Source organism: Paraherbaspirillum soli (assembly GCF_042654985.1).
GTDB lineage: Bacteria > Pseudomonadota > Gammaproteobacteria > Burkholderiales > Burkholderiaceae_D > Paraherbaspirillum > Paraherbaspirillum soli.
On the sequence record NZ_JBHSMT010000012.1, the window covers coordinates 92,499 to 108,997 of the forward strand.

Annotated in this window: 16 protein-coding genes; 5 read left to right on the plus strand and 11 right to left on the minus strand. The window is 59.2% G+C overall.

Going from position 1 to position 16,499, the window contains the following annotated elements:
• Positions 1-74 precede the first annotated feature (74 nt).
• The gene (locus ACFPM8_RS06705; RefSeq protein ID WP_378996318.1) at positions 75-341 is read left to right on the plus strand and encodes a CCDC90 family protein; all 267 of its coding nucleotides are present in this window, start codon (positions 75-77) and stop codon (positions 339-341) included.
• 5 nt (positions 342-346) lie between these two features.
• Here ACFPM8_RS06705 and ACFPM8_RS06710 read toward each other — a convergent pair whose 3' ends face one another.
• Entirely contained in the window at positions 347-1,762 is a 1,416-nt protein-coding gene (locus tag ACFPM8_RS06710; protein ID WP_378996320.1) for an MFS transporter, read from the minus strand.
• 86 nt (positions 1,763-1,848) lie between these two features.
• Between ACFPM8_RS06710 and ACFPM8_RS06715 the strand changes: the two genes are divergently transcribed.
• Both ACFPM8_RS06715 and ACFPM8_RS06720 read left to right on the plus strand, forming a co-directional pair.
• A complete protein-coding gene (locus ACFPM8_RS06715; protein ID WP_378996323.1) occupies positions 1,849-2,553 on the plus strand; it encodes an ArsR/SmtB family transcription factor in 705 nt (234 codons plus the stop codon).
• Between the two features lie 44 nt (positions 2,554-2,597).
• Complete coding sequence (locus ACFPM8_RS06720; RefSeq protein ID WP_378996325.1) at positions 2,598-3,650, plus strand: DMT family transporter; 1,053 nt, start codon at positions 2,598-2,600, stop codon at positions 3,648-3,650.
• Between the two features lie 3 nt (positions 3,651-3,653).
• Here the strand turns inward: ACFPM8_RS06720 and fghA are convergent, their stop codons facing one another.
• The 4 genes from fghA to alr all read right to left on the minus strand — a co-directional run bounded on the left by fghA (position 3,654) and on the right by alr (position 8,715).
• Entirely contained in the window at positions 3,654-4,499 is an 846-nt protein-coding gene (fghA, locus tag ACFPM8_RS06725) for an S-formylglutathione hydrolase (RefSeq protein WP_378996328.1), read from the minus strand.
• A 168-nt stretch (positions 4,500-4,667) separates the two neighbouring features.
• Positions 4,668-5,774 carry an S-(hydroxymethyl)glutathione dehydrogenase/class III alcohol dehydrogenase gene (locus tag ACFPM8_RS06730; protein WP_378996330.1) on the minus strand — a complete coding sequence of 369 codons (1,107 nt, stop codon included), beginning with the start codon at positions 5,772-5,774 and terminating at the stop codon, positions 4,668-4,670.
• A 36-nt stretch (positions 5,775-5,810) separates the two neighbouring features.
• Positions 5,811-7,181, minus strand: coding sequence for a DNA repair protein RadA (gene radA / locus ACFPM8_RS06735; RefSeq protein ID WP_378996332.1), 1,371 nt, complete (start codon positions 7,179-7,181; stop codon positions 5,811-5,813).
• 445 nt (positions 7,182-7,626) lie between these two features.
• Positions 7,627-8,715, minus strand: coding sequence for an alanine racemase (gene alr / locus ACFPM8_RS06740; RefSeq protein WP_378996334.1), 1,089 nt, complete (start codon positions 8,713-8,715; stop codon positions 7,627-7,629).
• A 163-nt stretch (positions 8,716-8,878) separates the two neighbouring features.
• On the opposite strand from alr, the gene lplT reads away from it, so the two are divergent.
• Positions 8,879-10,141, plus strand: a complete 1,263-nt coding sequence (lplT, locus tag ACFPM8_RS06745) for a lysophospholipid transporter LplT (RefSeq protein WP_378996336.1) — start codon at positions 8,879-8,881, stop codon at positions 10,139-10,141.
• A gap of 37 nt (positions 10,142-10,178) precedes the next feature.
• Here the strand turns inward: lplT and ACFPM8_RS06750 are convergent, their stop codons facing one another.
• Genes ACFPM8_RS06750 through tsaB form a run of 4 tightly spaced genes read right to left on the minus strand, consistent with a single transcriptional unit; the run spans position 10,179 to position 13,246 of the window.
• Entirely contained in the window at positions 10,179-11,168 is a 990-nt protein-coding gene (locus tag ACFPM8_RS06750) for a DUF1853 family protein (RefSeq protein ID WP_378996338.1), read from the minus strand.
• The gene (locus ACFPM8_RS06755) at positions 11,149-12,066 is read right to left on the minus strand and encodes a uracil-DNA glycosylase (RefSeq protein ID WP_378996341.1); all 918 of its coding nucleotides are present in this window, start codon (positions 12,064-12,066) and stop codon (positions 11,149-11,151) included. The genes ACFPM8_RS06750 and ACFPM8_RS06755 overlap by 20 nt, the downstream gene beginning before the upstream one ends.
• Positions 12,063-12,545: a ribosomal protein S18-alanine N-acetyltransferase gene (gene rimI / locus ACFPM8_RS06760; protein ID WP_378996343.1), complete on the minus strand. Its 483-nt coding sequence runs from the start codon at positions 12,543-12,545 to the stop codon at positions 12,063-12,065. Before rimI ends, ACFPM8_RS06755 begins: the two co-directional genes overlap by 4 nt.
• Positions 12,542-13,246: a tRNA (adenosine(37)-N6)-threonylcarbamoyltransferase complex dimerization subunit type 1 TsaB gene (tsaB, locus tag ACFPM8_RS06765; protein ID WP_378996346.1), complete on the minus strand. Its 705-nt coding sequence runs from the start codon at positions 13,244-13,246 to the stop codon at positions 12,542-12,544. The genes rimI and tsaB overlap by 4 nt, the downstream gene beginning before the upstream one ends.
• A gap of 132 nt (positions 13,247-13,378) precedes the next feature.
• Between tsaB and ACFPM8_RS06770 the strand changes: the two genes are divergently transcribed.
• A complete protein-coding gene (locus ACFPM8_RS06770) occupies positions 13,379-13,810 on the plus strand; it encodes a thioredoxin family protein (RefSeq protein ID WP_378996348.1) in 432 nt (143 codons plus the stop codon).
• A 3-nt stretch (positions 13,811-13,813) separates the two neighbouring features.
• Here the strand turns inward: ACFPM8_RS06770 and ACFPM8_RS06775 are convergent, their stop codons facing one another.
• Together ACFPM8_RS06775 and ACFPM8_RS06780 are read right to left on the minus strand one after the other, a co-directional pair.
• Entirely contained in the window at positions 13,814-16,096 is a 2,283-nt protein-coding gene (locus ACFPM8_RS06775) for a xanthine dehydrogenase family protein molybdopterin-binding subunit (RefSeq protein WP_378996350.1), read from the minus strand.
• A 58-nt stretch (positions 16,097-16,154) separates the two neighbouring features.
• The gene (locus ACFPM8_RS06780) at positions 16,155-16,490 is read right to left on the minus strand and encodes a hypothetical protein (protein ID WP_378996352.1); all 336 of its coding nucleotides are present in this window, start codon (positions 16,488-16,490) and stop codon (positions 16,155-16,157) included.
• Positions 16,491-16,499: the final 9 nt, after the last annotated feature.

A 16,499-nucleotide genomic window follows, 5' to 3' on the forward strand; every position in this document is an offset into this window, starting at 1 on the left:
AACGCGTTTGGCATGGCTGAATATAATTTCGAATTGGTCACCATGATAAAATCCGGCAGATAGGAGATTTGCTGATGGCGACCGTCACATTCGATACGCATAAATTCGTTAAAACCCTTGAAGCCGCCGGCTTGCCCGAGCAGCAGGCGGAAGCTATTTCCATCGCAGTTCGCGATTCACATGAGTCTGTCGATGTCGCTACCAGGCGTGACGTGGATGACTTGCGCAAGGATATTGACTCCAAGCTGGAAAAAATGGAGCTGCGCCTGACCATCAAACTAGGCACCATCGTCATGCTTGCCTTGGGCGCATTTACCGCACTGTCGAAGTGGATCGCCTGAGATAACTATCCAGTCGTGCCCACCCCTACTCCTCGCGCCAAGCTCGCGTCCGACGGCCTTATCCAATAAGCCAATCCTGCCGCCGCCATCAGCATCATTGACGCGGTCAGCAAAGCGATTTTGACGCCGGCAATCATTTCCCCATCCGCACCGCCACTGACCAGCGCCCCGAATACCGCAACGCCGATCGCCCCGCCAACCTGCCGGGCGGCATTCAGTACTGCCGACGCCGTGCCCGAGCGCGCCTTTTCCACGCTGGAGAGTATCGAAGTGGTCATGGCCGGGACCGCCAGCCCCATGCCGCCCGGAATCAGCACGAAGCCAGGCAACAGATCGATGAAGCTGGCGTGAGTCGTTATCCCCAGCCCTGCCAACAGCGCATAGCCCGACGCGCCGATCAGTCCGCCCAACACCATAGGTATCCGCAAACCGACCCGCCCAATCAGCCAGCCGCTGACCAGATTGGAAAAAATGAAGGTGCCGGTGAGGGGTAAAAAGGCCAGTCCGGCTGCGATCGTGCTGTAGCCCAAGATCTTTTGCAGATAAAAACTTAAAACGAAAATCACCCCGTAATAGGAAAAATTGACCAGTACGCCAAACAGCACCGCTGCCGTGAAACTGAACTGGCGGAAGAAATGCAGCGGCAACATCGGCGTCGACGTTTTCTGCTCAACCCGGATGAACGCCGCGCCCGCTATCAACGCCAGCAAGAACCCGCCCAGCACCAGCGGATGCCGCATGCCCAGCGGATGAAATTCAATCACGGCCCCCACCAATCCGGTCAGGGCGAGGATGGCAAGCAACTGCCCCAGCACATCGAATGAGCGCGACTGCAGCTTGCCCGGCAGTTGCGGCACGACCCGCAATGTCAGCAAGAAACCCAAGGCGCAAATCGGAATATTGACCAGGAAAATGCTGCGCCAGCCAGCGACCGATAGCAGCAAACCGCCGACCACCGGCCCGGCCGCGATCGACACGCCGCCGGCGGCGGTCCACAAGCCGATAGCGCGCGCCAGCAATTTTTTATCGTGAGCGCAAGCATGATTCAAGATGGCGAGCGAACTGGGGACCAGCAATGCCGCGCCCAGCCCCTGCAGCGCCCTGGCGCCGTTCAGGAACACCGCATTGGGTGCAAAACCACAGGCCAGCGAGGCGGCGGCGAAGAACAGGAAGCCGGCCAGGAACATGCGCCTGGAACCGAACTTATCGCCCAGCGCTCCCGCCGACAACAGGAAAACCGCGAAACCGAGGGTATAAGCATCCACCACCCACTGCAGATCGGCGACACGCGCCCCCAGGTCGGCCCCCATTTGCGGCAGCGCGACGTTGACGATCGTCACATCGAGTTGCACGATGACAAAGGCAAAGCTGGTGGCGGCGAGAATCCAGCGCACGGCTGAAGGCTGTTGGATGGTGCTCATGGTGATGCTCCCTAAGAATCAATGTTGCAATTCTGGGGGAGCTCGGATAACTTGTCACACATCAACAGTACGGTTTCAACCAAACTATGAACGACGAACCTGATATCGGCCGCTTGGCCCGCACCATCGGCGACCCGACCCGCATCAAGATGTTGCGCCTGCTGATGGAGGGCCGCGCCTTGACCGCCAAGGAACTGGCCTACGGCACGGACGTAGAGCCGGCCACCGCGACGACCCATTTACGCCGGCTGCTGGACGACAATTTAGTGGGCATGACCACCCAAGGCCGACATAAATACTTTCGGCTGGCCTCGCCGGATGTGGCGCGCCTGATCGAAACGCTGATGGTGGTTGCCCCTGCCGGCAAAAGCAAGCGCGCCGACCATGCCGAGGACGCCATCTGCACCGCGCGGTTTTGTTATGACCACCTGGCAGGCAAGCTGGGCACCCAACTGACCGCGGTGCTGCTGGAGCGGGGGCTGCTGCAGGCCGATGACGGCCCGGCGGAGGACAAGAAATTCTCGATCCCGGCGGCAGGCGTTGCCTGGTTTAGTTCTTTCGGCATCGATCTCCAGGCGCTGAAGAAAAGTCGGCGCCGGTTCGCCTATCCCTGCCTGGATTGGAGCGAACGCAAAGACCATCTGGCCGGTGCGTTGGGCGCGGTGCTGGCCCAGCGCATGATAGCGCTGGGCTGGCTCACGAGGAGTAAACATTCGCGCGTGGTAGCCATCACCGAGGATGGACACAGCGCTTTGGAGGCACAATTCGGGATCATCATGCATCAAAAGTAAGGCGTAAACTCGACTGAAATTTCTAGCAATTCAGGATAAAGATCATGCACCAAGGCGTTCTCTACGCATTCATGGCGGCGGCACTGTTTGGCGCCAGCACCCCTTTTGCCAAACTATTGATAGGCCAAGTGCCGCCGGTGATGCTGGCCGGCTTGCTGTATCTTGGCAGCGGTCTTGGCCTGTCGGTTTGGTACGGCGTGCGGCGACTTCAAGCGCATGACAAGCAAGCTGGCACCGGCCATTTGGTCGCCGCCGACCTGCCTTGGCTAGGCGCTGCGATTGTCAGCGGCGGAATTGCCGGTCCGATGTTGCTGATGTTCGGCTTGGCGCAAACACCGGCCTCGACTGCCTCGCTGCTGTTGAATATGGAAGGCGTCATGACTGCGCTGCTGGCGTGGTTCATCTTCAAGGAAAACTACGATCGGCGTATCGTGCTGGGGATGCTCGCCATCATCTTGGCCGGCGTGCTGTTGTCGTGGCAGCAAATGCCGGAGTTCGGCGTGCCGTGGGGACCGCTGGCGATTGTCGCCGCCTGCCTGTGCTGGGCGATCGACAACAACCTGACGCGCCGCATTTCGGCCAGCGATGCGGTCCAGATTGCGAGCATCAAGGGATTGGTGGCCGGCTCGGTCAATCTGGGATTGGCGCTGATGCTGGGAGCGCAACTGCCGGGCTTGCAAAAAATAATGGCGGCAGGACTGATCGGTTTTTGCGGTTATGGCGTCAGTCTGGTGCTGTTCGTGCTGGCCTTGCGGCATCTCGGCAGCGCCAGGACTGGCGCTTATTTCTCGATCGCGCCGTTTGTCGGCGCCGCGATTTCCCTGTTACTGCTGAACGACACTGTCGGCCTACTGTTCTGGCTCGCCGCGGCATTGATGGCGGTCGGTATCTGGCTGCACCTGACCGAGCGCCACGAGCACCCGCATACCCATCAGGAACTGGCCCACACTCACAGCCATCGCCACGACCAGCACCATCAGCACGAGCATGACTTCGAATGGGACGGCAGCGAGCCGCATACCCACCAACATCGGCATCTGCCGATTACCCACAGTCATGCGCATTACCCTGACATCCACCATCAACACAGTCACTAAGGACTAATTCGCCGTCAGTATCCGATGGTGAAAAGCCAGATGATCCTCAATCATGGTCGAGATGAAGTAATAGCCGTGGTCGTAGCCGGCGTGGCGGCGCAGGGTCAGCGGTTGTTGCGCCTGCGCGCAGGCGGCTTCGAAGCGTTCCGGCATTAATTGCTCGGTCAGGAATTTATCGCCCAGGCCCTGATCGATCAATATCCCCTGCGGGAACGGCTGCTGCAGCCCCTGCATCAAGGCCGTTGCGTCGTACTGCTGCCACGCGGCTTGATCCGCGCCCAGATAATTTCCGAAAGCCTTTTGCCCCCACGGGCAGTGGCTGGGTGCGGCGATCGGCGCAAACGCCGACACCGAATGAAAAATCGCCGGATTGCGCAAGGCCAGCACCAGCGCCCCATGGCCGCCCATCGAATGACCGAAAATACCGATGCGGTCGGGCTGCGCCGGGAACTGCTTCAAAATCGTTTGTCGCAGCTCGTGCAGCACGTACGAATACATCCGGAAATTCGAGGCCCACGGCGCTTGCGTCGCGTCCAGGTAAAACCCTGCGCCATCGCCGAAATCCCAGCTATCGGCAACGCCGGCGATACCGGTGCCGCGCGGACTGGTATCCGGCGCCACCAGCATGATGCCGTGCTGCGCCGCGTAACGCTGGGCGCCGGCCTTGATCATGAAGGTTTCTTCGGTACAGGTCAGGCCGGCCAGATACATCAGCACCGGCACCGGCCCCAGCCGGGCTTGCGGCGGCTGGAATACCGAAAACCGCATCGGCAAGCCGATTTCAGCCGATGCGTGCCGGTAAAAACCTTGTATGCCGCCAAAGCAGGCATGTTCGCTGATGAGCTCCATATGCGTCCCGATAATCCTGTTGACTAAAAATACGGCGTAGGTCGGAAAAGCGCAGCGCCTTCCGACGTGCCTCCAGCCGCTAAAAAAACCACGGGCCTGACCGGCTGATGCAATTCACGCCGTCGGAAGACGCTACGCTTTTCCGACCTACCGAATTGGCACTGTCCGTCAATAAATAACCACCGAGCGAATCGACTCGCCGCTCTTCATCAGATCGAAGCCTTCGTTGATCCGGTCCAGTGGCAAACGATGGGTGATCAGGTCGTCGATATTCAGTTTGCCGTCCATGTACCAGTCGACGATTTTCGGGACGTCGGTACGGCCGCGGGCGCCGCCGAATGCCGAACCTTTCCAGACCCGGCCGGTCACCAGCTGGAACGGCCGGGTGCTGATTTCCTGACCGGCGGCGGCCACCCCGATCACGATAGACTGGCCCCAGCCCTTATGGCAGCACTCCAGCGCCTGGCGCATGGTGGTGGTGTTGCCGATGCATTCAAAACTATAGTCGGCGCCGCCATCGGTCAGGCCGATGATGGCATCGACCACGTTTTCGACGTCGTTCGGGTTGATGAAATGGGTCATGCCGAATTTGCGCGCCATCTGCTCGCGCGCCGGGTTGATGTCGATGCCGATGATCTTGTCGGCGCCGACCATGCGCGCCGCCTGGATCACGTTCAAGCCGATGCCGCCGAGACCGAACACCACCACATTGGCGCCGGCTTCCACCTGGGCGGTGAACAGCACCGCGCCGACCCCGGTGGTGACGCCGCAGCCGATGTAGCAGACCTTGTCGAACGGCGCATCTTCGCGGATCTTGGCCAGCGCGATTTCCGGCACCACGATGTAATTGGAAAAGGTCGATGTGCCCATGTAATGAAAAATCGGCTTGCCGTCTATCGAAAAGCGGCTAGTTGCATCCGGCATCAAGCCGCGTCCCTGAGTCGAGCGGATCGATTGGCACAGATTGGTTTTTTGCGACAGGCAGAATTTGCATTGACGGCATTCCGGCGTGTACAGCGGGATCACATGATCGTCTTTCTTCAGGCTTTTGACGTCGGGGCCGACATCGACCACGATGCCGGCGCCCTCATGGCCCAGGATCGACGGAAAAATACCTTCCGGGTCGGCTCCGGACAGAGTGTAATAATCGGTGTGGCAAATCCCGGTGGCCTTGATTTCAACCAGCACTTCACCGGCCCGCGGGCCGCCCAACTCGACTTCCTCGATGGTCAATGGCTGACCGGCTTTCCATGCGATAGCTGCTTTGGTTTTCATTTTTTTGTCCTTTTATTTAAACAAGCCACGGTGGCCCTATTCGGCCTCGCGTATTTTAGTCAAAGCATCGTCGATGCGCTCCACCGCCAGCACGGTCAAACCTTCGATCTTTTGTTTGGGCGCATTCGATTTCGGGATCATCGCAATCGAAAACCCCAGTTTGGCCGCTTCGCGCAAACGTTCCTGACCACGCGGCGCAGGGCGGATTTCACCGGCCAGACCGACTTCCCCGAACACCACCAAGCCGCGCGGCAGCGGCCGGTTGCGCATCGACGAATGGATCGCCAGCAGCACCGCCAGATCGGCCGCCGGCTCGGTGATCTTGACGCCGCCGACCGCATTGATAAACACATCCTGGTCGAAAGCAGCAATCCCGGCATGCCGATGCAGCACCGCCAGCAGCATTGCCAGGCGGTTCTGCTCCAGACCGACCGACAAGCGGCGTGCGTTCGGCACATGCGAGGCATCGACCAGCGCCTGGATTTCGACCAGCAACGGCCGCGTGCCTTCTTGTGTCACCATCACGCAGGAACCCGGCACCTGGTTGTCATGCTGCGACAAGAACAGCGCGGATGGATTCGATACGCCCTTCAAGCCTTTTTCGGTCATCGCAAAAACGCCCAGTTCATTGACGGCGCCGAAGCGGTTTTTAAACGCCCGCACCAGGCGGAAACTGGAATGGGTATCGCCTTCGAAATACAACACGGTATCGACGATATGCTCCAGCACGCGCGGCCCGGCCAGCGCCCCTTCCTTGGTCACGTGGCCGACCATGATGATGGTGATGCCCGACTGCTTGGCCACCCGGGTCAATTGCGCCGCGCACTCGCGCACCTGCGCCACCGATCCCGGGGCCGAACTGAGCGCATCGGAATACACGGTCTGGATCGAGTCGATGACCGCCACTTCGGGCTTGTGTTCGACCAGTGTGTTGAGAATTTTTTCGAGCTGGATTTCAGCTTGCAGCTTCAGATCCTTGGCATCGACTGCCAGCCGTTTGGCGCGCAATGCAATTTGCGCCCCGGATTCTTCGCCGCTGACGTACAGGACTTTTTTTACCTGCGACAGATTGGCCAGCGCCTGCAACAACAGCGTCGACTTGCCGATCCCAGGATCGCCGCCGATCAGCACCACCCCGCCCGCGACCAGTCCGCCGCCCAGCACCCGGTCGAACTCCTCGATCCCGGTACCGAAGCGCGGCACGTCGATCGCCTCGATATCGGCCAAGGTCATCACCGGCGCGGTCTGCGCCAGCCCCTGATGCTGATTCGAAAAGCGATTGCCGACCGCCTCCACGAGGGTTTCCACCAGCGTATTCCACTGCCCGCAGGACGGACATTGCCCAGTCCACTTATTAGCGACGCCGCCGCATTCGGTACAGGTGTAATTGGTTTTAGCTTTGGCCATTCGGTTCAACAATCTATTTAGTGAAAAACATGAAACAAAATTTGGGTTGCAGTTGCAGTTGCAGTTGATTTTGACCTGCATTCCGCATTGGGACGCTGCCAAATGTGGCGGCTGTCAGTCGGGAATTGTGGGAAGACATGTTTGAGCGTAGCGAGTTTGTCTTCACACCCGACTGATAGACGACACATTTGGGGACCCGACCAAAGGGAGGGCAGTGGCTTGCGGTCGCCTTTTGTTTGCTTACTTTATTTTGGCGAAGCGAAGCAAAATAAAGTAAGTCGCCGTCAGGGCGAAAAGCTGAGATCGTCAAAACCAAAACAGCTAAAAACAACCCTCGGCGCTCCGTGGCCCGTTAAAAGGGGTCAGAGTAATTTACGGCGATAAGACAGCCGTAAAAAAACTCTGACCCCATTTAACTCGTTGATTGGCGGAGCAGCCGCCAGCCCTATCCCCCCACCTCCACCACCCGCACCCGCGCCGCTAACGCACACATCAACTCATACCCAATCGTCCCCGCAGCATGCGCCACCTCATCAATCGGCAACCCCTCCCCCCACAAAGTGACCTTACTCCCTACCCCAGCCCCCGCCACCTGCGTCAAATCAACCGAAAACATATCCATCGAAACCCGCCCGACAATCCCGCAACGCACCCCATCGACCAGCACCGGTCCGCCATTCGGCGCATGCCGCGGATAACCGTCGGCATAACCGCAAGCCACCACGCCGATCGTCATCGGCCCGGCCGCCACAAAGCGGCTACCGTAACCGACCGTCTCGCCGGCCTCGATGCGTTGAATGCCGATGATCTCGCTGGTCAGCGTCATCGCCGGTTTCAAGCCGAAAGTCTCGGCGCTTGCGGCACCCGGCGTGGCGCCGTACAACATGATGCCGGGCCGGATCCAGTCGGCGCGCAATTCAGGATGCATCAGATCGGCAGCAGAATTGGCGACGCTGCGCTCGCCAGGCAAGCCAGCCGCGCCTTGCTCGAAACGCTGCATCTGTTGCAGCAATGGCAAGCCAGGGTTGAGCGGATCGTCGGCATTGGCAAAATGCGTCATCAGACTGATGTTGCGCACCGCCGGGATCGCACGCAGGCGGGCGTAGGCGGCGCGATACGCATCCGGTTTGAAGCCTAGCCGGTTCATGCCGCTATTCATTTTCAAATGGATGTCCAGCGTTGGGTCCGAACCGAGGCCTGCCCGCTCAAGCAACGCAATCTGTTCGACGCAATGCACCGTGAACTCAAGCCGTGCCTGCACCACGGTTGCCAGATCAGCACCATCGAAGACGCCCTCCAGCAGCAAGATCGGCTTGCGCCAGCCCAGTTCGCGCAGGCGCAACGCATATTCCGGCTCGACCAAGGCCAGACCGTCGGCCTCGGCAAAGCCGCGCATGCCGCGTTCCAGGCCATGACCGTATGCGTTTGCCTTGAGCACCGCCCATACTTTTGCGTTTGGCGCATGGGATTTGGCTACACGCAAGTTGTGTTTTAACGCCGAAATATCAATGGTCGCGACGATTGGTCTGGGCATGAATGAAGGCTCTGGCAGGTATTTTTATTAGAAGGGAAGCATTTTACTGGATGAATTACAGCGTCTGGATAATTCCTTCCAATGCTCATCCATAATCACGGGAGTGTCATATTTTCATGGTATAAAGCAGGCCGGAGACACATTGTTACATTCTAAGATGCGAATGAATCGCGGTTTTTATACCATCATGGCGGCGCAGTTTTTTTCCTCGCTGGCCGATAACGCCCTGCTTATAGCGGCGATTGCATTGCTGGCTGAAATTGCGTCGCCGGCCTGGATGACGCCTTTGCTCAAGCTGTTTTTTGTATTGTCTTACGTGCTGTTGGCAGCTTTTGTCGGTGCTTTTGCCGATTCGCTGCCGAAAGGCCGCGTGATGTTCATTACCAACATGATCAAGATTTTCGGCTGCCTGATGATGTTCGTTAATGTCCATCCGCTGATAGCCTATGGCATCGTCGGCTTCGGCGCGGCAGCGTATTCACCGGCCAAGTACGGCATCCTGACCGAGTTGCTGCCAGCCGAAAAACTGGTCGCCGCCAACGGCTGGATCGAAGGCTTGACCATGGCGTCCATCATTCTCGGCACGGTTCTGGGCGGCGCATTGGTCAACCCGCAAGTCACCTCGGTCCTGCTGCAATTGCAGGTGCCGGTGCTCAAATGGAGTTTGCATACCCCTACCCATGCGGCCTTGAGCGTGATTGGAGCGCTGTATCTGGCCGCCACCATTTTCAATCTTAAAATCCCAGATACCGGTGCCCGCTACGCCCACCAGGAGCGCAATCCGGCCAAGCTGGTCACTGATTTCGCCAACTGCTGCGCGATTTTATGGAAAGACAAGCTGGGCCAGATTTCACTGGCGGTCACCACGCTATTCTGGGGAGCCGGCGCGACGCTGCAATTTATCGTGCTGAAGTGGGCCGAGAAATCGCTCAATATGCCGCTCGACAAAGCCGCCATCCTGCAAGGCATCGTGGCATTCGGCGTCGCGCTTGGAGCGATTACCGCAGCCCGCATCATCCCGCTGAAAAAATCGCTGTCGGTGATGCCCATGGGGATTGTGATGGGGATCGTCGTCATGTTGATGACGGTGGTGCATTCGGTCTGGACCGCCTATCCGCTGCTGATTATCATCGGCGCGCTGTCCGGGTATTTTGTGGTGCCGATGAATGCGCTGCTACAGCATCGCGGTCATGTGCTGATGAGCGCAGGCCACTCGATTGCGGTGCAAAATTTCAACGAGAACCTGTCCATTTTGACCATGCTGGTGCTGTATGCAGGGATGATCAAAATGGATCTGGATGTGAACGTGGTGATCTTCATGTTCGGGCTGTTTGTCGCCGGCATCATGTTTTTCATCATGCGTTGGCATGCGGCCAATCAGCGCGAACATGATTCGCTGGCGTTGATTGGTGAAGCCAAGCATTGAGCTTTATCAGCCCCGTAAGCCGTGGGCCGCGGCGAAATCAACTGGATTTCGCTGCCGCCACGCGGCGCTGTTCGGCAGCCCGCTGTCCCCAGTCGTCCGGCACCACAAATCCCCTGCAAGTTTCAAGTCCATAGCCATCCTGCGGACGCAAGGTCGCCAACATCACCGGCGACTCGTCCGCGCTGAAGTGCTGCAGCAAAATTTGCCGGACTTGCATCGCGCTGAACGACTGCTCCAATGGAATTTTTGCCGGCGCCAGCCAACGTTGGCGCGTCAACAACACATATGTTGCGGCATCGTCCAGCGGCACGGTCGACAAGCCGCACCAATAACCGCGGCAAGCGTTGGCGGAGACTCCCAATACAGCGGGCAGTGCCAAGTGATCGTTCTGATAAAACAGCCACCCTTTCACCAGCGCCTGCGCGGATGCGATCCCTTGTTCCAGATGGGGTTGTGCAGCGGGATGCTGCGACAACGCCAGTTGGCGATGCAAAATCTTTTGCATTTTTGCACCTAGCGAATCTGCCAGGTTGGGGCCGAGAAAATCTTCCGCCTGACGGCTGTCGTCGCTGGTTTCAAGCAGGTAAAACTTGGTGGCGAACTCCCAGTGCACCAACTCTCCGTTCAAACGCAATAAAAAATCGAATTCGCCGATGGTGTCGTTTTTGCTGGCCCTGACTTGCACGCTGTGCGCTACCAGCAACTGTCGCTGCTGGAAGTAAAACGCCATCAGTTTTTCTGCGTACAGCCCGAGCCGGGCCGACGGCAAGCTGCCGATATAGTTGTGCAATTGCTGCAATTGCTCCGGCTCGCTCTCCAGCGAGGCCAGCCATGCCGCCAAATTCCGGTCGGCGTAAGTGGCGATCTTGCCTTGCCACTGCGGCGCTTGCGCATCCAGCAGGTCAGGCGCATCCAGCAACCAGGCCAAGGCCCGAACATGCGGATCGTTGAGATGGTTCCAGCGCTGATGAAACTGGGCCTGGAATTCAGCTGAATCTGGGCTGATATCACTCACCGGGGTTGGCATAGGTGCTCATGGCTAGACACAGATCGCTCCAGACCTTGCCTTTATCGGCCAGCTGGCGCAACAGGTAGGCGGGGTGATATGTCACCACCAATGGCCGCCCCGCATAGCGATGGACTTTGCCGCGCAGTGTCGACACCGGGGTCTTGGGGTCCAATTCGAGCAGTGACAGCGCCGCGGTTTTACCCAGCGCCACCAGCACGGTCGGCTGGATCAATGCGATTTGCCGTTGCAAATACGGCAGGCAGGCAGCAACTTCTTCCGCAGAAGGCGGCCGGTCGCGGCCGTTGTCGTCGGTCGGCCGGCATTTGACGATATTGGCGATGTAGGCGTTGTCGCCGCGCTTGAGTCCCATTGCCACCAGCATGTTATCCAGCAGCTTGCCGGCAGGACCGACAAAGGGTTCACCTTGCATATCCTCGTTGCGCCCCGGCCCTTCGCCGATGAACAGCCATTTCGCCTGCTTGTCGCCGACGCCGAATACGGTATTGCGGCGGCCGTGGCACAGGCCGCAGCGGGTACATCCGGCCACTGCATCTTGCAATTGCGACCAGTCGAGTTCTGCGACCTGCAGCGATGCGCTTGCCGGATTGTCCGGCGCCTTGGGGACGGCCGGCCAGACAACTGGCGGTTCGGGCTCATCCGACCAGGCGGAGACGGTCGGGGCTGTCGCTTCCGCTGTACTTGGCGGCGCTTGCACTGGGGCTGCCGGCGGCATTGGTTCGACAACGACCGGAGCTGGTGCAACCGGTAGCTCTACCGCCGGTTCTGCTACTACGATTAATTCTTGCGCCAATTCCGACACGGGCTGCAGCGGCTCATCGCCGGAATGCCGCCTCAGCCAGACCGGACCGATACCGATCTCATCAAGAAAAGCCGTTCGTCTTGAGATTGAATTCATAGCGGCAAGCTCATCACAATGGCATCTTCGCGGCTATCGCCGGCAGCGGGATAATAAGCGCGGCGGCGGCCGATTTCGGCAAAACCATAACGCTGGTAGATCGCGATCGCGCGCGTGTTCGATGGCCGCACTTCCAGCAGCACCGAGCGCATGGCGTTTTCACGCGCCAGCGCACACACTTTATCGAGCAGCATTTTGCCGATGCCGCGCCGTTGACTATCCTCACGCACGCTGATATTGAGCAAATGCGCTTCATCCACCGCCAGCATCATGAAGAAATAGGCGACCACAAGCTGGGCCGCATCGCGCAATACCCAGCATTGATATCCGCTCTCGATGGAATCGGCAAAATTACCGCGCGTCCATGGGTGCGAATACACCCGCTGTTCGATCTCAAGCACCTGATCCAGGTCATCCATGCGCATCTCTGCAAACGACAGCGACAAGTCCAGCTCGTCCGGCAGCAGGTTGGCGCTCATGGCTTCACCTTGGCAGCGCGTTCGGCGATAGTCAGCGCGACTTGATTGCGCAAATATAAAGGTTGCGCTTCGACCGCACTCAAACCGCGCCCCTGGGCGAAGGCGACGCTGCCCAGCTGCGCAATCTGGCGCGCATGCGGCATCACCTCGGGACGGGCATTGACGGCAAATTGCGCGTCAATAAAAGCGTCTGCATACGCCGTCAGGCCATTGCCGCAAGCCTGGAGCGGTCCTTGTTGGCTGGCCAGTGGCAGCACTTGCGACGGCGCCGACAAGGTCGGCTCCACCAGCACCTGCCAGCCGCCGTCCAGATAACGGTATTGCGCCCAGTAGAGTTCACCCATGCGCGCATCCAGCAAGGCCAGCACCTCGCTGGCGCCATCCAGGTCGCGACAAGCCTGCGCCATGGCCTGCAGCGTCACTACCGGCAGTACCGGCAAATCGACGCCGAATGCCAGTCCTTGCACGATGCCGCAGGCGGTGCGGACGCCGGTAAACGAACCGGGGCCGACGCCAAACGCCAGCGCGTCGCAGTGGGATAAGCCTATCCCGGCTTCCGCCAGCAAGCTTTGCACCATCGGCAATATGGTTTGGGAGTGGGTCTGAACGCCCGCTGATTCGCGGGTAATCACCTGACCGTCACGCAATAATGCGGCGGAGGCGAGTTCGGTCGAAGTTTCGATAGCAAGAATAGTCGGCATGGGCGGTATTTTACCGCGCCCGCCCGTGCTCTGGCTGCACTCTGCAACACCCTCTTTTGCCAAATACCCGGCATCGGCGCAAAGTGCAGTAATCCAAGCAAGATAAAGCCCACTCACGGTAAAATACCGCCCATGCCAATTTTGACTCTCGACAACGATAATCGCGCCGAAATAGCGCGCGTTCTGGCCGACGACGGCTGGGTAGTGGCCTGCCTATGCGCCAGATGGTGCGGCAGTTGCCGCGATTATCTGACGAATTTCACCGCCCTGTCGCAGCGCCATCCGCAACTGCAGTTTGCCTGGATCGACATCGAGGACCAGGCCGACCTGATCGGCGATCTGGACGTCGACAATTTTCCGACCTTATTGATACAACGCGGCGATGTGGTGGCTTTTCTGGCGCCGGTCGAAATGGACTTGCGCCTGGCGGAAAGAATCATTCTTGCGCAAATGGAAAAAAGCCCAAGCGAGCTTCAAGCCGAAGCCGCCAGCAGCGCCGAACGGCGCAACTGGCAGCTGGAAGGCAATCTGCTGAAGCGCCTGGCCGAATGCGACCGCGGCTAAAGGCTAAGACAGGCGTAACGGCAAACTACGCAAGCGCTTTCCCGTAATTGCGAATACCGCAGCAGCGACCGCCGGGGCCACCGGCGGCACACCAGGCTCGCCAATGCCTTGCGGCGGCTCGGCGCTCTTGATAATGACGGTTTCGACCAGCGGCGCTTCATGCATCCGCAGTACCGGATAGTCATGGAAATTGTTTTGCGCAACGCGACCATCCTTGATCGTCACTTCCCCCATTAACGCCGCACTCAAGCCATAGATCACGGCCGACTCCATTTGCTGGGCAATGATGTTGGGATTGACGGCAATCCCGCAATCGACTGCGCAAACAATTTTATGCACGCGAATTTCCTTATCGGCGACGGATACCTCCGCCACTTGCGCCACGATGGTGCCAAAGGATTGATGCAGCGCCACGCCATGCGCACGGCCCGCCTCCGGCTTGCCGGCCTTCTCCAAAGCAGCTTTGAGTACAGCACTGTGACGCGGATGCCGCTTTAGCAAACCGAGACGGAATTCAGCCGGGTCGCGACCAGCGGCATGCGCCAGTTCCTCGATAAAGCTTTCTTTGAAAAACGCATTATGCGAATGCCCGACGGAACGCCAATTACCCAGCGGTATCGCACTTGGCACGATCACATGCGCGATCCGCTGATTCGGGATTTCATACTGCATGTCGTACTCGCCTTCCGCGGTCGCCTTGTCGGGTCCGGCAGCCGGCAAGCCCAGATTGCGCTTCAGGAATTGGGAGGTCAGCGAACCGCTGGCCGACTTGCTGTGATAAACCAGCACGTTGCCGGCGCCATCCAGCCTGGCTGAGAACTGGGCTAACGCCGCGGGTCGATAGACATCGTGCTGGATGTCGTCTTCGCGGGTCCAGATCATCTGCACCGGCGCGCCATCAGCCTGTTTGGCGATGGCCACCGCCTGCGCGATCATGTCGGTCTCCAGCCGCCGGCCGAAACCGCCGCCCAGGTACAAGACTTCGATAGCGACATCGTCACTTTTTACGCCGGCAATTTTGGCGGCAATGTCAACCGCGATACTGGGTACTTGGGTCGAGACCCAGAGATTGACTTTGCCATCCTTGACCTGGGCGGTGCAGTTGATAGGCTCCATCGTCGCGTGCGCCAGAAACGGCGCGCTGTAAGTCGCTTGCACCAAAGTCGTGGCGCCGGCCGCGGCCGGGATGGCCAAATCAGGATCGCCGCTGCTGTGATACACGAAACCGGATTCCGACTCCAGGCTGTCGGAGAATTGCTTGAATATCGCCTCGTTCGACAAGGCATGGCTAGCACCTTCCTGCCATTCGATCGGCAATTTTTCAGCCGCCTGCCTGGCTTGCCAAAACGATTTGGCGATCACCGCAACGCCAACGGTCGCGCCGAAGTGTTCACCGATCGCGGCCGAAAAATCGACCACCTTCACCACTCCCGGCAACGGTGCGATTGCCGTCGCATCGAAGCGCTGCAGCGTACTGCCGAACACCGGCGCCATCCTGACTGCCGCATACAGCAAGCCGGCCGGGCGGGCATCAATACCGAATTTGGCGCTGCCGTTGACTTTAACGGCGGAATCGCGCCGCGCTTGCGACTGGCCGATCAATTTGAAATCCTGCGGCTGTTTGAGCGCGACGACACCCGGCGTGAGGCCGGCGGCCTTGGCCGCCAACGCACCATAGTTAGCCTGACGGCCGCTGGCATGCCGCACTACGCCATCGCTGACTGTGCACTCGCCCGGCGCAACCTGCCACTCCTGGGCGGCGGCCTGCACCAGCATCGCCCGCGCGGAAGCGCCCGCCAGACGCATCGGCTGCCACGCATCTTTGATGCTGGAAGAACCGCCGGTAATCATGATGCCCAATTCGCGCCCGACTTTGGCCGTCAGCCACTGCGCGGCGTATTTGAGCGCGCCTTCGTCATCCGGATGAAACGGCAAGGCCTCCGACCATAAAGCGACGTTGCCGTAGATGCCGTCGATCGGCGCTTGCTCGATACGTACTTGGGACAACGGCACGTCCAGCTCTTCCGCAACCAGCATCGGCAATGCCGTATGCACTCCCTGCCCCATTTCACTGCGCGGCATCGCCACCGTAACAATCCCATCCGGCGCGATCTTGAGCCAGCCGTTCAACGCAATTTCTCCATTCTGCGTAGGCAATGGATGAGAACTGACGAGGCGCTGCCGCGGCGGCAGCAGGCCCCAGCCGACAATCAGCGCGCCGCCGATGCCGAGACCGCCGAGGATGAAGCGGCGGCGCGATTTTTTTTCAGGTTTTCCGTCCTGCATGGTGACTTTCTGATTTGTTTTTCATATGCGTCGCAATCGACATTACCAGCCTCAGACCTTATCGAAACAGCGCTATTGACGCGACCGCCAGCGCCAACACCGCCACCCCGACTGCGACACCGCACAACACATTCGCGCGACGCAATTTCGCGTCGACCGTCAGCACTTCTTGCTCCAGCAGCGGCAACGCCGTTTTCAGTTGCTCGGCCAAGGCCTTGATGTCGCTGATGTTTTGCAAGGATGCGCCTTGCAACTCGATGACCTGCTGCTGCAAAATCTGGATCTTGCTTTCCTCGGAAGCGCCTTTACGCCTGGTAAAAACCGGCACGGCAACGGCAATGATGTCACTCACATAGGGAAGAATTGCTTTTGCCACCGGAAGCCATGCTGCCATCGAACTTGC

Coding starts and splice junctions, on each gene's coding strand:
- ACFPM8_RS06755 (WP_378996341.1), bottom strand. CDS start 12,066: ATGAATTCAATCTCAAGACGAACGGCTTTTCTTGATGAGATCGGTATC.
- tsaB (WP_378996346.1), bottom strand. CDS start 13,246: ATGCCGACTATTCTTGCTATCGAAACTTCGACCGAACTCGCCTCCGCC.
- ACFPM8_RS06720 (WP_378996325.1), top strand. CDS start 2,598: ATGCACCAAGGCGTTCTCTACGCATTCATGGCGGCGGCACTGTTTGGC.
- alr (WP_378996334.1), bottom strand. CDS start 8,715: ATGCCCAGACCAATCGTCGCGACCATTGATATTTCGGCGTTAAAACAC.
- ACFPM8_RS06715 (WP_378996323.1), top strand. CDS start 1,849: ATGAACGACGAACCTGATATCGGCCGCTTGGCCCGCACCATCGGCGAC.
- ACFPM8_RS06775 (WP_378996350.1), bottom strand. CDS start 16,096: ATGCAGGACGGAAAACCTGAAAAAAAATCGCGCCGCCGCTTCATCCTC.
- lplT (WP_378996336.1), top strand. CDS start 8,879: ATGAATCGCGGTTTTTATACCATCATGGCGGCGCAGTTTTTTTCCTCG.
- ACFPM8_RS06705 (WP_378996318.1), top strand. CDS start 75: ATGGCGACCGTCACATTCGATACGCATAAATTCGTTAAAACCCTTGAA.
- ACFPM8_RS06730 (WP_378996330.1), bottom strand. CDS start 5,774: ATGAAAACCAAAGCAGCTATCGCATGGAAAGCCGGTCAGCCATTGACC.
- ACFPM8_RS06750 (WP_378996338.1), bottom strand. CDS start 11,168: ATGCCAACCCCGGTGAGTGATATCAGCCCAGATTCAGCTGAATTCCAG.
- radA (WP_378996332.1), bottom strand. CDS start 7,181: ATGGCCAAAGCTAAAACCAATTACACCTGTACCGAATGCGGCGGCGTC.
- ACFPM8_RS06780 (WP_378996352.1), bottom strand. CDS start 16,490: ATGGCAGCATGGCTTCCGGTGGCAAAAGCAATTCTTCCCTATGTGAGT.
- ACFPM8_RS06710 (WP_378996320.1), bottom strand. CDS start 1,762: ATGAGCACCATCCAACAGCCTTCAGCCGTGCGCTGGATTCTCGCCGCC.
- rimI (WP_378996343.1), bottom strand. CDS start 12,545: ATGAGCGCCAACCTGCTGCCGGACGAGCTGGACTTGTCGCTGTCGTTT.
- ACFPM8_RS06770 (WP_378996348.1), top strand. CDS start 13,379: ATGCCAATTTTGACTCTCGACAACGATAATCGCGCCGAAATAGCGCGC.
- fghA (WP_378996328.1), bottom strand. CDS start 4,499: ATGGAGCTCATCAGCGAACATGCCTGCTTTGGCGGCATACAAGGTTTT.